Raw genomic sequence first — 13824 nt, 5'->3', positions numbered from 1 at the left:
ATTTTTTTCAAACTCTTTACAAACTTATTAAAACAAAAAATGGAGAATTCTTCAGCTCTTTAAATCTTAAATTTGGTTTTTAAGGGTTGACTAAGTATCAATGAAACAAACTCAGCTCTATAGTAAATGTCATCCTGAGCCTGTCTGTCAGCCTGAGCGTTTCGAAGGCATGTTGGAAGGTTGGATGTTGAAAGTTGGAAGTTAAAAGTTGAAAGTTAAAAGTTGAAAGTTGAAAGTTGAAAGTTGAAAGTATGCACTTGGACAAGCTTACCATGACAGAGATTTCCCTTTTAATTGCGATAAACTCATTAAATGAAACAAACTCAGCTCTATAGTAAACGTCAGCCTGAGCCTGTCTGTCAGCCTGAGCCTGTCTGTCGGCCTGAGCTTGTCTGTCAGCCTGAGCTTGTCTGTCAGCCTGAGCTTGTCGAAGGCAGCCTGCCCAGAGCTTGTCGAAGGGTCATAACTCCCAACTCATAACTCCTAACTCATAACTCATAACTCCTAACTCAAATAATTAGCCTTAATTTTGAGAAATGGAATTAACTCATAACTCATAACTCATAACTCCTAACTCCTAACTCCTAACTCCTAATTCATGCAATTTCCAAAAATCATATCAGTTGAAGCTTTACAAAAGTATAAACTTAACTTGCTTTTTTCTGATGGAACGGAAGGCGTATATGACGTTGAAGATATTGCCGGGAAAGGTGTTTTTAAAATATGGGACGTTGATGAAAATTTTTTTAAAGTCTTTATTAACAGGGAATCAGGTGCGATTTCCTGGCCCGGAGAGATTGATATAGATACTATCAATGCCTACTGTACCATTAAAAAAATTTCTCCCGAAAATTGTTTTCAAAAGCAAGTGAAATATGCCGCGGATCAGTGAGTTCTATGGCATTGTTATTTGGATGTATTGGAAAGATCATAATCCTCCTCATATTCACGCCACCTACCAGGAGTATGAAATACTTATTAATTTAACTGACTTTTCTGTCTATGCCGGAAGTTTTCCGGGCCGGGCATTTGGCCTTTGATGGAATGGGTGTCCATTCATCATGATGAATTACTCGAAAACTGGGAATTAATGAGGAAATCACTTCCTTTCAAAAGTATAGAACCATTAAAATAGAAGTTCTTAGGTTTTCGTCTATTTAACCCTAAATCTTTTGAGTAAGAACTTGCGAATGAAATAACAATTCGCCCTAAAGTTTCGTTTACTCTGCGATTCACAACTCATAACTCATAACTCCTAACTCATAACTCCTAACTCATAACTCCTAACTCCTAACTCCTAACTCCTAACTCCTAACATGGGAATCCTGGTACACAAATCGTTTTCTCTTGCTATCGAAATTGTGCAGCTTTATAAATGCCTGGTTGACGAAAAGCGGGAGTATGTTATGAGTAAGCAACTTCTCAGAGCCGGGACCTCAGTTGGAGCTATGGTAAGGGAATCACAAAATGCAGAAAGCAAAATGGATTTTGTACACAAACTGGGCATCGCCCAAAAAGAATGTGATGAAACATTATATTGGCTTGAACTTATCCAGGCTACCGGCTTTTCCATTGAGTCAAAATTTGAAGGTTGTTATCAGTTGGCTTCGGAAGTTTTGAAGATTTTAAAAAGTGTTATCGTAACCACGAAACAAAACCTTAAGAAAAATGAGCAGTGAATTTCCTAACTCATAACTCATAACTCATAACTCATAACTCCTAACTCATAACCCATAACTCCTAACTCATAACTCATAACTCATAACTTTACAGGCCTTTTTGCCTAACTTTATATCTCCGAAAATTAATTTTAAAATCATGGAGCCTATCATAATATATCCTAAGAACCCTCGTCAATATTCTGTAATAAAGGCTTTGCTGGAAGAAATGAAAGTGAAGTTTAAGGCGCCGGCCCAGGAAAAGGATGAGACTCTTATGACGAAAGAACAATTCTACGCAAAAATAGACCGTGCGGCTAAACAGGCTGAAGCCGGAAAAAAAATAAAACTGACACCAGAATTAGAAAAAGAATTATTTGGGGGTGTGTTATAAAGCCTTCTTTGCGGATTCGTACTTGTAATGAACTTATTTAGATGAAATATGATATTGAATTTTCCCTGGAGGCAAAACAGGATATTGAAAGACTGAAGAAGTCTGGAGATAAAAAGTTGTTGAAAAAACTGTATGCAATATTAACTGAACTAAAAGAACACCCTAAAACCGGTACAGGAAAACCGGAATTACTGAAATACTATAAAACGCAAACCTGGAGCAGGAGATTATCAGAAAAACATAGAGTAGTGTATAGGATTTATGACGAGACTGTTACTGTTTTAATTCTCACTTCCTGGGGACATTACGACGATAAATAAGGCAATCCACTCATAACTCCTAACTCCTAACTCCTAACTCATAACTCCTAACTCCTAACTCCTAACTCCTAACTCATAACTCATAACTCAAATAAATAGCCTTAATTTTGAGAAATGGAACAAATTACTTTTATTATTAAAAATAAAAAGGACAGAAATTTATTAATTATGCTGGCTGATCGGTTAGGAATAAAAGGTTATTTCCGAAAGGATGAAACGCAGGTAGTGGCAAAAGATGAGCGGGAAAAATATTTAAAAATCATCCGTGCCGGTGTGGATGTTTTAAATTTTGGTGATCCTTCTGAATGGCAACAGAAAACAAGGAAAGACAGGCTCTTACCTCAAAGAGATAAATGATTTTATTGGATAGCAATATCATAATTTATTCGGGTATGGTGCAATATTCCTATCTAAGAAATCTTCTTGAGCAATCCAATATTTTGGTGTCAATCATTTCGAAACTGGAAGTTCTGGGTTATCACAAGATTACTCCTGAACAAATCCTTTATTTTGATGCAATTTTTAGAGTGGTCGAAAATGCTCCGATTTCTGCCGAAATTGTTACTCAGGCAATAGAGTATCGTCGGAAAAAAGCCATGTCAGTTGCTGATGCTATCATTGCTGCTACCGCTATTTTGTATAAATGCGATCTTTATACAAATAATGTTTCCGATTTTAAGAATATTAAGGATTTCAAAATAGTAAACCCAATTAAAAGCACAGATTCTAAAATCGGTTTCTGATCCCTTTAAAAGTTCTAATACCAGATAATATCAGGCATTCTTGATTGAAAAACAAAGCCCTCACATTTTTACTTTGCAGTCCGGCTAATAATAAAACGAACTTGTGAATCAAAATAACAATCTGCTCTAACGTTCGTTTACTGTGCGAATTATACTCACATTTCGCAACTCACAATTTTAACTCACTAAACCGCACCTTGTAAGAATCCGTGGCACGGACGGTCTCTGTTTAAAAACAGAATAGGGTATTACAAATAATTAATGCTTTTTAATTCATTCAGTTTTGCTGCTTTTCTTCCAATAGTCTTCTTTTTATATTGGTTTATGGCTGGAAGAAATTTAAATACTCAAAATGTATTATTGCTCATTGCGAGTTATTTTTTCTATGCCTGCTGGGATTGGAAATTTCTGTTCCTTTTGGTTTTTTCTACATTTCTCGATTACTCAACAGGAATTAAAATGTACCAGGCGGAAAATAAGAATTGGAAAAAATTCTGGTTGTGGCTTAGCATCTGTATTAATCTGGGATTCCTGGGGTTTTTTAAATACTATAATTTTTTTGTTGAATCATTTGCTGAAGGCCTTTCCCAAATAGGCGTTAAACCGGATTTCTGGACCTTGCAGGTAATTTTGCCTGTTGGTATTTCATTCTATACTTTTCACGGACTTTCTTATGTGATAGACATTTATTACCAAAGAATAAAACCGGAAAGAAATTTTATTGATTATTCGGTTTTTGTAAGCTTTTTTCCTTTGCTGGTTGCAGGCCCCATCGAAAGAGCTACTCATTTACTACCACAGTTGAAACAGAAAAGAATCTTTGATTATTCCAAAGCCGTTGATGGATTAAGGCAGATATTATGGGGGCTGTTTAAAAAAATTGTTATAGCTGACAACTGTGCGCAATTTGTAAATTCTATTTTCGGCAATCCTCAGCAGTATGATGGTGGCACCTTATTAATAGGCGCTTTCCTTTTTGCTGTCCAGATTTATTGTGACTTTTCAGGGTATTCAGATATTGCTATCGGCACTGCGCGCCTGTTTGGGATTGATTTATTAAGAAATTTTGCGTTCCCCTATTTTTCGAGAGATATCGCTGAATTCTGGCGGCGGTGGCATATTTCACTTTCAAGCTGGTTCAGAGATTACTTGTATATCCCTTTAGGAGGAAGCCGTGTAGGAAATTTGATGAAGATGAGAAATATTTTTATCATATTTATTATCAGTGGCTTTTGGCATGGCGCCAACTGGACATTTATCGTTTGGGGCTTTTTGAATGGACTATTTATACTGCCATCGGTTTTATTTAAAACAAACAGAAAAAATCTTGATATCGTAGCGCAGGGAAAACTCCTGCCTTCTTTTAGGGAATTACTGGCTATGGTGGCGACTTTTGGCCTTACAGTTTTCGCCTGGATTTTTTTTAGGGCCAGCAGCGTAATGCATGCTTTTGGATATATCCGTAAAATTTTTATTGACATATTTCATCATCCCGGGGCGTTTCTTCTTAGTACCTTTTGGTCGCCATATACGACTATTTTAATCTTGATTACTTTATTTATAACTCTTGAATGGCTGGGTCGTGAACAAAAATATGCTATTGAAAAAATTGGATTTAAATGGCCACGTTTCGCGAGATGGTCTTTTTATTACGGAATTGTTACCACAATTTTTCTTTTTGCCGGTACACAGCAACAGTTTATTTATTTCCAATTTTAAGGATGGGAAAGTTTCTTTTTAAATCTTTCAGTTTTATTTTTTTAGCGATTGGAATTTGTATAGTTATATTTTTCTTTTTTAAGCTCGACGGGTATACGGACCAGTTTTATCTGCGCTTCACCACACCGAAACAAACCTCTTTAATTTTAGGAACATCAAGAGCTGCACAGGGAATTGAGCCCTCGGTAATAAATAATGTTTTGCAACGCTCAGACATTTACAATTATTCCTTTACAATTGTACATAGCCCTTATGGACCTACTTATTATAAGAGTATTAAAAGCAAATTAAGAGAAGGCACAAAAGATGGAGTTTTTATTATAACAGTTGATCCCTGGAGCATCTCCGGCCCCAGAAGAGATCCAAATGATTCCACTAATTTTCCTGAATCAAAACTGGCGCTCGGTAAAACCACCCAGGTCAATATGAACCCCAATGTTTTTTATTTAGCTCAGTCTTATGACAAGTCTTTTTATGAATTATTTTCAGAAGATACTACCAGTGGGATATTTCTGCATAATGATGGATGGCTCGAAATAACTATCAATATGGACAGCAGATCAGTTTCAGAAAGGCTTGCAGCAAAAGTTGAAGATTATTCACAAAATATGCTGCGCAATTACAACTATTCCACATTAAGAATGGGGTATCTTATTAAGACAATTGAATTTTTGAAGAATCATGGACAAGTGTTTTTGGTCAGACTGCCCGTTTCTCCTCAAATGTTATCTATTGAAGACAAGTTAATGCCGGATTTTGATTTTAAGATAGATTCAATATCTCTTAAAATGAACATACCTTATAAGAATTTCAAATCATCTGCCAAAGAATTTCAATATGTTGATGGAAATCATTTGTACAAAGCATCGGGAAGAAACGTTTCGAAACAAATTGGCACCTGGATTTTAAATTTAAAAGGGCATAAGGAAATGGTAACAAAAAATAAATAGTTGGCGTTGTGATAAAAATATTACTTCTATAATGAAATCTAACCCCTACTTAATTGAATTTTCTTCTAAAGGAAGCCTAGAGATAGGATACATATCTATTTTACAGGGACAAGATGAGATTCCCTTTAAAATAAAAAGAGTTTTTTGGGCGTATTATACGCCCGATAGTGTTGTACGGGGAAGGCATGCACATCATGAAACAGAAATGGTGCTAATAGCAGTAGCGGGTAGAATAATTCTTACAACAGAAATGCCAGGAGAAAAGCCGGAAGTGTTTATTTTAGAAAAGCCCACCCATGGAGTTTATATGCCAAAACTTTGTTGGCACACTATGCAATACTCTCATAATGCTGTACAAGTGGTGCTGGTTTCAACTATATACAACGAACGGGATTATATTCGGGATTATGAGGAATTTCTGAAATTTGGCAAATAGAATCCATAAACTGGCTGATGTTCAATCTCCTGATATAGGAGACGGCTCATATATCTGGCAATTTGTAATTGTGTTACCTAATGCCGTTATAGGAAAGAATTGTAATATTTGCAGTCATTGTTTTATTGAAAACGATGTAAATATTGGAGATAATGTGACGATTAAAAACGGCGTCCAAATTTGGGATGGCATTATGATAGAAAATGATGTTTTTATTGGCCCGAATGTCACTTTCACCAATGATAAATTTCCACGGTCAAAACAACATTTAAAATCATTTGAAAAAACTCTCGTGAAAAAAGGTTGTTCAATAGGAGCAAACGCAACAATTATCGGCGGAATTACGATCGGTGAATATTCTTTAGTAGGTGCCGGAAGCGTAGTAACAAAATCAGTTCCTGCGAATGCAATGGTCTTCGGCAATCCTGCAAAAATAATGGGATGGGTAAATGCGAATGGGGAAAAATTAATTAAATCGGGTAAAGGGTGGCAAAATTCGGAAGGCGATAAATATTTTATAAAAGATAATTGCCTCATAAAGCTTCCATGAAGATTCCATTTTTATCATTTGAATATGTGAATAGCCGGTTAAAGCAGGAAATGCTCGAAGCATTTGAAAACTTTTTTGACAGCCAATGGTATATATTAGGCGACCGCGTTTCAGAATTTGAATCATTGTATGCAAAATTTAGTAAAACTGCTTATGCAGTTGGAGTAAGTAACGGATTGGATGCATTGCATCTCTCCTTAAAAGCACTGGGAATTGGCCAGGGTGATGAAGTTATAATTCCTTCCAATACTTATATAGCCACAGCGCTTGCTGTGTCGTATTCCGGGGCTACTCCGGTTTTCGTTGAACCTGATGTACGAACATATAATATCGATCCCCTAAAAATTACACACGCAATTACAAAAAAAACGAAAGCAATAATCCCCGTTCACCTTTACGGACAGGCGTGCAATATGGATGCTATCACGAAAATAGCAAATGACAACACTCTGTATGTTGTGGAAGACAATGCGCAGGCGCATGGATCTTTTTGGGATAAAAAAATAACCGGAAGTTGGGGAGACATTAACGCTACCAGTTTTTATCCGGGTAAAAATTTAGGAGCATTAGGCGATGCCGGTGCTATTACAACAAATGATCAATCCCTTGCAACGATAGTAAAGCAATTACGCAATTATGGGTCTGAAAAAAAATACTATAATGATAAGATTGGTTTTAATATGCGGCTTGATGAAGTACAGGCCTCATTTTTAGCAGTTAAATTAAAATACCTTGATGAATTTACCGTTCTGAGAAAGGAAGTAGCCAAAACTTACGATACTTTATTAAAAGGCACTGGTGATCTGATTCTTCCTTATACTGATGAAAAAGCATCTCATGTTTTTCACATCTATTTGGTTCGTACAAAAAAGAGAAATGAATTGCAGCAATATCTGTTGGAACATAATATAGGAACGCTTATTCATTATCCTATACCACCACATCTTCAAAAAGCGTATGCTAATCTTGGCTTTACGAAAGGTGATTTTCCAATAGCCGAAGAGTTGGCTGCAACCTCTCTAAGTTTGCCCTTGTGGCCAGGCATAAAACAAGAGCAGGTTAAATATGTATGTGATATCATCCAAAGGTTTTTTATCCACGATAAGATTGTTAGTAACTAAACTTTACGAATTAAAAAGTAAGATTTGCTAATTAAGGAGTTTGATCAAAAAATACTTTCAAGAGATGATAAAGCCTTAATGATAGTTTCAAAAATATACGGCGGACTGGCAGGGCAAATGTTGCAATATGCTTTAGGTAAACATTTAAGTTTAATTAACGATACAGATTTATTTCTTGATCTAAGTTGGTATGCTTACCACCATAATTTAGAATTTCCCAGAGAATTCAAGTTAAATAAATTAAAAACAAACTATAAAATTGTAGATAATGCAACTTTTTTATGGAAGCTTCGCCTTACAGAAAAATTCGGGAAAATTAATCCTTTGAAACTCAAGCGATACCATGAAGAAGACTATACACATTTTTCGCCTGAAGTTTTGAATTTAAATGGAAAAATATTTCTTGATGGTTATTTTTTCAGTTATAAATATTTTTATCCAATATTGAATTTATTACAGCGGGAGTTTGAAATCAAAGACAATCTTGATGACCGAAATGAGCATCAGCTTGACAAGATTAGGAATACAAACTCAGTAAGCGTACATTTTAGGAGAGGAGATTATGCGTTAACGTCTTTTCATGGTATGTTGGAAATATCATATTACAAAAAAGCAATAAAATATCTGGGAGAGAAGTTTCCTGACATACATCTTTACATTTTTTCAGATGAACCATCATGGGTGAGACAAAATATGTTTTTCGGTGATTTTCAGTCTGAAATAGTTGATTACAATAAGGATGAATTCAATTATATTGATATGGAATTAATGAAGAATTGCAAACACAATATAATTGCCAATAGCGGTTTTAGCTGGTGGGCAGCAATTTTAAATAAAAATAAAAACGCCACTGTAATAGCGCCGAAAAAATGGTTTAATGAAGGTAATACCAAAGCAGATAATATTCCGCCTGACTGGATAATATTCTAATTTAATGAACGGTGCACCCCGAATTTCCATCATTGTACTTTGTTTTAATACGGGTGAAAGATTACTGCATACGCTCGACTCGATTAAAAATCAAACGCTAAAAGATTTTGAAATAATTATTGTTGACGATGCATCTTCTGACAAGTCAGTAGAGATAATCAGAATGTGGTTATCAAATAACTCTTCCGTCGATTCAACCTTTATAGAAAATGAAATCAATCTTGGAATTCCCGTAAGTCTAAATAAGGCACTTACTTTTTGTAAGGCAAAATATATTGCCTTGATTGGAGACGATACCTGGAAACCTGCACTTTTAGAAAGACAATTGCCTTTAATTGAAGCATCGGGCGACAAGACAGCACTGGTATATTCCAGGTGCAATTGTTATGAGGTTGCAAATGAGAAGTATAGCGATGACCTTGATCCTATGCGTGTGGCTAAATCTTATTCAAAATTCTTAAGATTGTTTGCCGCATTTACTCCTAATGTGTATTTACTAAAACATCCTTATCTGCAGGAAATATTATTATCAACCAATATAGTGAATGTATTTTCCGCCTTGATCAAAAAAGATATTCTATTAAAAACTGGGGGGTTTAATGAAAAGTATTGTTTTGAAGATTACCCGTTGTGGATCAAACTATCTGAATTTTATGATTTCATATACGTGAATGAACCCTTAGCGTGTTATATGAGATACGGTTCAAATTTTTCTACGCAGAATATCTCAAAAGTAGATTTTGATATATTACGGGTGTTGAACAGTTCTTACAAAACTTATTATAATGACGCTATCCTTTTTCAGTTGCAAAACAGGATCGTGACTAATCTTTCAAATTTTGCAAAAGTTGCAGTTCAAAAGAGAGATATTTTTTTATTAGCTTCAACAATGAAAGAAGGAATAAAATTTTTTATGTGGCCCAGGTTTGCTACGCAAAAATATATTTTGAAAAAAGTACAAAGAAAATTTTGGAGAGCGTAGTACCAAAATAATAATCTCTAATAGAAGTTCGTTTACTGCAAAAATTCATAACTCATAATTCATCACTCATAATTAAAATTTGTCCACCGTAATTAAAGTAGAAAATATCTCCAAACAGTATCGACTAGGTCAAACTGGCACCGGCAGCATTGCGCATGATGTAAATCGCGCCTGGTACCGCATTCGGGGTAAAGAAGATCCATATTTAAAAATAGGGGAAACTAATGACCGGGCTTCTAAAGGCAGCAGCGATTATGTTTGGGCGCTGCGTGATATTAATTTCGACGTTAAGCAGGGAGAAGTGCTCGGTATCATTGGCAGAAACGGCGCAGGAAAAAGTACCCTGCTCAAAATATTGAGCCGCACTACTTCGCCGACCATTGGGGAGATAAAAATAAAAGGCCGTGTAGCTTCTTTATTGGAAGTCGGTACTGGTTTCCACCCTGAATTAACCGGCCGCGAAAATATCTTTTTAAACGGTGCTATTCTCGGCATGACCAAAAAAGAAATCAAAAGTAAGTTTGATGAAATAGTGGATTTCGCCGGCGTGGAGAGATATATCGATACGCCGGTGAAAAGATATTCTTCAGGAATGTATGTACGGCTGGCCTTTGGTGTTGCCGCCCACCTGGAACCGGAGATTTTAATTGTAGACGAAGTGCTGGCGGTTGGCGATGCGGAGTTTCAGAAAAAAGCGTTGGGAAAGATGAAGGACGTAAGTGGAAAAGAGGGCAGGACGGTGTTGTTTGTAAGTCATAATATGCAATCAATTGGTGCATTAACTGCCCATTGTTTATTAATGAATAATGGATTGATTGAAAATAATGGAAAAACGAGTGACATCATTCAACAGTATTATAAGACAAATTTCCACGGGAATATAGAATATTCAAATAATGAAATTTCTGATTCAATACCAACAATAACTTCTGTAGTATTAATGACCTCTCATCCCAATAATGTTCAGGAAATTAATCATAAACTGCGTGTTATAATTAAAATTAATGTGCCTCGGCCAATAAAGAATGCAGCAATATCTTTTCAAATTTTTAATTCCCAAAACGATCCTGTTATACATATCCTCAATTTAAATAGTGAACTTAATTTTTGCAATCAAAGTGGAGTTTACGAATTGGAATCAGTAATTCCTAAATTGAGATTATATCCGGATGATTATTATTTAGTAGTTCATTTTGCAGACAGTTTTAGCAAAAAAAAATTTCAAACTCTTGAACGAGTTTGCCCTTTCGAAGTAAAGGTTTTTGATGAGGTCAGAGATTATTATTGGAATAAGAATAACGCAATCTACGTTGAAGAAAATTTTTGGAAAATAAACCATTTAAATTTTTATGAAAAAAATTGAAGATGTAAAAAGATTCTACGATGAGGCAACAATCCGAAAGTTGCATGGTTTTATTTATTCAAATACAAGAGTCGAGTATGCCTTGCAAAGTCTGAATTCTTTATTTAACTATAAAAAACCTAATCGAATACTTGAAATCGGAAGTGGTATTGGGGAGGTCTGTTACAGAGTGGCTTCAAATTATCCTCATGCTGAAGTTGTAGGATTTGATATCAGTGAGCAGTCCATCAAAATCGCAACAAATTTATTTATTTTACCCAATCTTAGGTACCTGCAACGCGACTCTTTAATGAATGTTGAATTTTCAAGAAATGGTAAATTTGATGTTATTTTTTTAATGGATGTTTATGAGCATATTCCCGTTAATGAAAGAAGTAATCTTCATTATTTCATACAAGAGCATCTTTCCGAAACAGGGTTTATTTTTTTAAGTTGCCCCACTCCTCAAAACTTAGATTACCTAAGGGCTAATGCACCTTCAGAAATCCAACCTGTCGATGAAAATATTAATTTAAATACATTACTTGAACTTTCATGTCAAACTACTACAAAACTTTCATCTTACAGGGAGGTTAGCGTTTGGAAAGCAGGAGATTATTTTCACGCTGTTTTTACCAATCATTTTGGCATGCAGCCATATAGTGATTTCAATATCCAAAAAGAAAGCAATCCTATATCACTCAAAAAGAAAATTTTAAGAAAAATTAAAGGTATCAATAATGCTAAACCCAAAGAAACAAGAAGCATAATCCAGTTTAAAAAAGACCTAATAAAAAAAAGATTGGGTGAGGAAATATTAAAGAAGGTAGAAATTTTTACCTAAAATAATGGCCTACGATAATTTTATAAATATTGATTTTAATAGGCATAATCTGGATAGATATTATGTTAGATATGTGATCTTAAAAGCATTAAAGGATAATATCTCGAAATTTCATGGATCCCTGTTGGATGTGGGTTGTGGTAAAATGCCTTACAAAAATTATATCCTTCAGAATTCGTTTATAGATAGATATATTGGACTTGACATCGAAAACGCTTTAGAGTATGACGTTTCAACAAAACCTGATTTTATTTGGGATGGAATTGACATGCCGTTTGAAAATGAGAGTTTTGAAACTGCTTTTGGTACCGAAGTTCTGGAGCATTGCCCTGACCCGAAAATTATTTTGTCAGAAATTAATAGGATATTAAAACCTGGAGGTGCTTTCTTTTTTACGGTTCCCTTTTTATGGCCTTTGCATGAAGTACCCCATGATGAATTTAGATATACCCCGTTTTCACTTAAAAGATTATTAGAAGAATCGGGTTTTGAAAAAATAGATATAAAAGCAACAGGTGGATGGCATGCCTCAATGGCGCAAATGTTAGGCCTTTGGGTGATCAGAGCCCCTTTAAAGAATCGTCGAAGAAAAATTCTTTCCTATTTTTTAAAACTGGTCATAAAATATTTAATAAAAATCGACAGCTATTCTAATATTGAATTTAGAGAAAGTCAAATGATCACAGGACTTTCGGGGATGGCTTTTAAAATTAAATGATGAAGACACTTGCTATACTATCGCCAAATCAAAACGCTTATTCAGAAACATTTATCCATGCACATAAAAAATTGCCTTTTAATATAAGATTTTATTACGATGGTTTATTTCCTACAAAATTAGAAGGGAAAAAGAGCCTCTTCATTTTTAATTTATTTCAAAAAATAAAAATCCGTTTTGATAATAGATTTAATTTATCAGAACACGCTTTGCTTAACTCATTAAAAAGAGAAAAAGTTGATTGTGTGTTAGCGGAATATGGAACCACGGCTGTTGCAACTTTAAAAGTTGTATCGCATTTACAGATTCCTTTAGTAGTACATTTTCATGGTTCGGATGCAAGTTTGAAAGATGTGTTGAAGAAAAATAAAGAAAAGTATAAATTGGTTTTTGCTTATGCCTCAAGGATAATCGTAGTTTCAAAAAAAATGCGATCTGTTTTATTAACTCTCGGGTGCCCTGACAATAAATTAGTTCTTTCTTACTATGGGCCAGATACAAGTTTTGTTGAGTGCCAGCCAGATTATAAAAGTCAGCAATTTATTTCTGTAGGCAGGTTTGTAGAAAAAAAAGCGCCCTATTTAACCATACTTTCGTATAAAAATATGGCAGCCGATTTTCCTTCTTCAAAACTGGTAATGGTTGGGGATGGAGAATTGTTGCCGGTTTGCCAACAATTAGCGAACGCGTTGAATCTTTCAAATCAGGTTGAATTTAAAAAAGTACAAACGCCTGAGCAGATTAAAACCTTATTGAATGAATCTATTGCATTTGTTCAGCATTCTATTGTGGCTGATAATGGAGATTCCGAAGGAACACCAGTTGCAATATTAGAAGCACAGGCAGCAGCTTTACCGGTAATAAGTACTTATCATGCCGGCATTCCTGATGTGGTGATTAATGATGAAACAGGTTTTTTAGTAGAAGAAAAAAATGTGGATGAAATGGCTAAAAACATGCGAAGGATTCTGAACGAAAAGGGCATGGCTAAAAAATTAGGAGAAAAAGGAAGAGAAAGAATAAAGCAACACTTTAGCCGCGAGAAAAATTTAAAACAAATTGAAGAAACAATATTGAATTCATTACTTATTGTAGGAAATGAATAACAATTGGCTCG

At 35.0% G+C, this 13824-nt stretch carries 18 protein-coding genes; all 18 read left to right on the top strand.

The window, feature by feature from the left end; translation table 11 throughout:
• The first annotated feature begins 598 nt into the window (after window positions 1–598).
• The 18 genes from EFY79_RS20455 (at window position 599) to EFY79_RS20370 (ending at window position 13813) form a co-directional block, all read left to right on the top strand.
• Complete coding sequence (locus EFY79_RS20455) at window positions 599–892, top strand: DUF2442 domain-containing protein (protein ID WP_123122619.1); 294 nt, start codon at window positions 599–601, stop codon at window positions 890–892.
• The gene (locus EFY79_RS21655) at window positions 876–1040 is read left to right on the top strand and encodes a DUF4160 domain-containing protein (RefSeq protein WP_199727600.1); all 165 of its coding nucleotides are present in this window, start codon (window positions 876–878) and stop codon (window positions 1038–1040) included. The genes EFY79_RS20455 and EFY79_RS21655 overlap by 17 nt, the downstream gene beginning before the upstream one ends.
• Before the next feature lie 276 nt (window positions 1041–1316).
• Window positions 1317–1679, top strand: a complete 363-nt coding sequence (locus EFY79_RS20445) for a four helix bundle protein (RefSeq protein WP_123122618.1) — start codon at window positions 1317–1319, stop codon at window positions 1677–1679.
• A gap of 139 nt (window positions 1680–1818) precedes the next feature.
• The gene (locus EFY79_RS20440) at window positions 1819–2052 is read left to right on the top strand and encodes a DUF2683 family protein (protein WP_123122617.1); all 234 of its coding nucleotides are present in this window, start codon (window positions 1819–1821) and stop codon (window positions 2050–2052) included.
• A 41-nt stretch (window positions 2053–2093) separates the two neighbouring features.
• On the top strand, window positions 2094–2372 hold the full coding sequence (locus EFY79_RS20435) for a Txe/YoeB family addiction module toxin (protein WP_123122616.1): 279 nt from the start codon (window positions 2094–2096) through the stop codon (window positions 2370–2372).
• A gap of 114 nt (window positions 2373–2486) precedes the next feature.
• Window positions 2487–2729 carry a hypothetical protein gene (locus tag EFY79_RS20430; RefSeq protein WP_123122615.1) on the top strand — a complete coding sequence of 81 codons (243 nt, stop codon included), beginning with the start codon at window positions 2487–2489 and terminating at the stop codon, window positions 2727–2729.
• A complete protein-coding gene (locus tag EFY79_RS20425) occupies window positions 2726–3115 on the top strand; it encodes a PIN domain-containing protein (RefSeq protein WP_123122614.1) in 390 nt (129 codons plus the stop codon). The genes EFY79_RS20430 and EFY79_RS20425 overlap by 4 nt, the downstream gene beginning before the upstream one ends.
• Window positions 3116–3439: 324 nt before the next feature.
• Complete coding sequence (locus EFY79_RS20420; RefSeq protein ID WP_233578069.1) at window positions 3440–4834, top strand: MBOAT family O-acyltransferase; 1395 nt, start codon at window positions 3440–3442, stop codon at window positions 4832–4834.
• 2 nt (window positions 4835–4836) lie between these two features.
• Entirely contained in the window at window positions 4837–5784 is a 948-nt protein-coding gene (locus EFY79_RS20415) for a hypothetical protein (protein ID WP_123122612.1), read from the top strand.
• 31 nt (window positions 5785–5815) lie between these two features.
• Window positions 5816–6220, top strand: a complete 405-nt coding sequence (locus tag EFY79_RS20410) for a sugar 3,4-ketoisomerase (protein WP_123122611.1) — start codon at window positions 5816–5818, stop codon at window positions 6218–6220.
• Window positions 6210–6770, top strand: a complete 561-nt coding sequence (locus tag EFY79_RS21820; protein WP_123122610.1) for an acyltransferase — start codon at window positions 6210–6212, stop codon at window positions 6768–6770. The genes EFY79_RS20410 and EFY79_RS21820 overlap by 11 nt, the downstream gene beginning before the upstream one ends.
• On the top strand, window positions 6767–7891 hold the full coding sequence (locus tag EFY79_RS20400; RefSeq protein WP_123122609.1) for a DegT/DnrJ/EryC1/StrS family aminotransferase: 1125 nt from the start codon (window positions 6767–6769) through the stop codon (window positions 7889–7891). The genes EFY79_RS21820 and EFY79_RS20400 overlap by 4 nt, the downstream gene beginning before the upstream one ends.
• Window positions 7892–7915: 24 nt before the next feature.
• On the top strand, window positions 7916–8821 hold the full coding sequence (locus EFY79_RS20395; protein ID WP_148041990.1) for an alpha-1,2-fucosyltransferase: 906 nt from the start codon (window positions 7916–7918) through the stop codon (window positions 8819–8821).
• Between the two features lie 4 nt (window positions 8822–8825).
• Window positions 8826–9803, top strand: a complete 978-nt coding sequence (locus tag EFY79_RS20390) for a glycosyltransferase family 2 protein (protein WP_123122607.1) — start codon at window positions 8826–8828, stop codon at window positions 9801–9803.
• A gap of 79 nt (window positions 9804–9882) precedes the next feature.
• Entirely contained in the window at window positions 9883–11166 is a 1284-nt protein-coding gene (locus EFY79_RS20385) for an ABC transporter ATP-binding protein (protein WP_123122606.1), read from the top strand.
• A complete protein-coding gene (locus EFY79_RS20380) occupies window positions 11153–11989 on the top strand; it encodes a class I SAM-dependent methyltransferase (protein WP_123122605.1) in 837 nt (278 codons plus the stop codon). Before EFY79_RS20385 ends, EFY79_RS20380 begins: the two co-directional genes overlap by 14 nt.
• A gap of 4 nt (window positions 11990–11993) precedes the next feature.
• On the top strand, window positions 11994–12707 hold the full coding sequence (locus tag EFY79_RS20375) for a class I SAM-dependent methyltransferase (protein WP_123122604.1): 714 nt from the start codon (window positions 11994–11996) through the stop codon (window positions 12705–12707).
• Entirely contained in the window at window positions 12704–13813 is a 1110-nt protein-coding gene (locus EFY79_RS20370) for a glycosyltransferase (RefSeq protein WP_123122603.1), read from the top strand. Before EFY79_RS20375 ends, EFY79_RS20370 begins: the two co-directional genes overlap by 4 nt.
• Window positions 13814–13824: the final 11 nt, after the last annotated feature.

Source organism: Hanamia caeni (genome assembly GCF_003721595.1).
Classification (GTDB): domain Bacteria; phylum Bacteroidota; class Bacteroidia; order Chitinophagales; family Chitinophagaceae; genus Ginsengibacter; species Ginsengibacter caeni.
Note: the sequence above shows the minus strand (reverse complement) of the source record. Positions and strands in the feature narration are given on the sequence as shown.

Bases quoted from the DNA above. Each gene is read 5' to 3' on its own strand.
- EFY79_RS20370 (WP_123122603.1), top strand. From the start codon at position 12,704: ATGATGAAGACACTTGCTATACTATCGCCAAATCAAAACGCTTATTCA.
- EFY79_RS20400 (WP_123122609.1), top strand. From the start codon at position 6,767: ATGAAGATTCCATTTTTATCATTTGAATATGTGAATAGCCGGTTAAAG.
- EFY79_RS20375 (WP_123122604.1), top strand. From the start codon at position 11,994: ATGGCCTACGATAATTTTATAAATATTGATTTTAATAGGCATAATCTG.
- EFY79_RS20445 (WP_123122618.1), top strand. From the start codon at position 1,317: ATGGGAATCCTGGTACACAAATCGTTTTCTCTTGCTATCGAAATTGTG.
- EFY79_RS21655 (WP_199727600.1), top strand. From the start codon at position 876: ATGCCGCGGATCAGTGAGTTCTATGGCATTGTTATTTGGATGTATTGG.
- EFY79_RS20455 (WP_123122619.1), top strand. From the start codon at position 599: ATGCAATTTCCAAAAATCATATCAGTTGAAGCTTTACAAAAGTATAAA.
- EFY79_RS20440 (WP_123122617.1), top strand. From the start codon at position 1,819: ATGGAGCCTATCATAATATATCCTAAGAACCCTCGTCAATATTCTGTA.
- EFY79_RS20415 (WP_123122612.1), top strand. From the start codon at position 4,837: ATGGGAAAGTTTCTTTTTAAATCTTTCAGTTTTATTTTTTTAGCGATT.
- EFY79_RS20410 (WP_123122611.1), top strand. From the start codon at position 5,816: ATGAAATCTAACCCCTACTTAATTGAATTTTCTTCTAAAGGAAGCCTA.
- EFY79_RS20430 (WP_123122615.1), top strand. From the start codon at position 2,487: ATGGAACAAATTACTTTTATTATTAAAAATAAAAAGGACAGAAATTTA.
- EFY79_RS20390 (WP_123122607.1), top strand. From the start codon at position 8,826: ATGAACGGTGCACCCCGAATTTCCATCATTGTACTTTGTTTTAATACG.
- EFY79_RS20435 (WP_123122616.1), top strand. From the start codon at position 2,094: ATGAAATATGATATTGAATTTTCCCTGGAGGCAAAACAGGATATTGAA.
- EFY79_RS20425 (WP_123122614.1), top strand. From the start codon at position 2,726: ATGATTTTATTGGATAGCAATATCATAATTTATTCGGGTATGGTGCAA.
- EFY79_RS20380 (WP_123122605.1), top strand. From the start codon at position 11,153: ATGAAAAAAATTGAAGATGTAAAAAGATTCTACGATGAGGCAACAATC.
- EFY79_RS20420 (WP_233578069.1), top strand. From the start codon at position 3,440: ATGGCTGGAAGAAATTTAAATACTCAAAATGTATTATTGCTCATTGCG.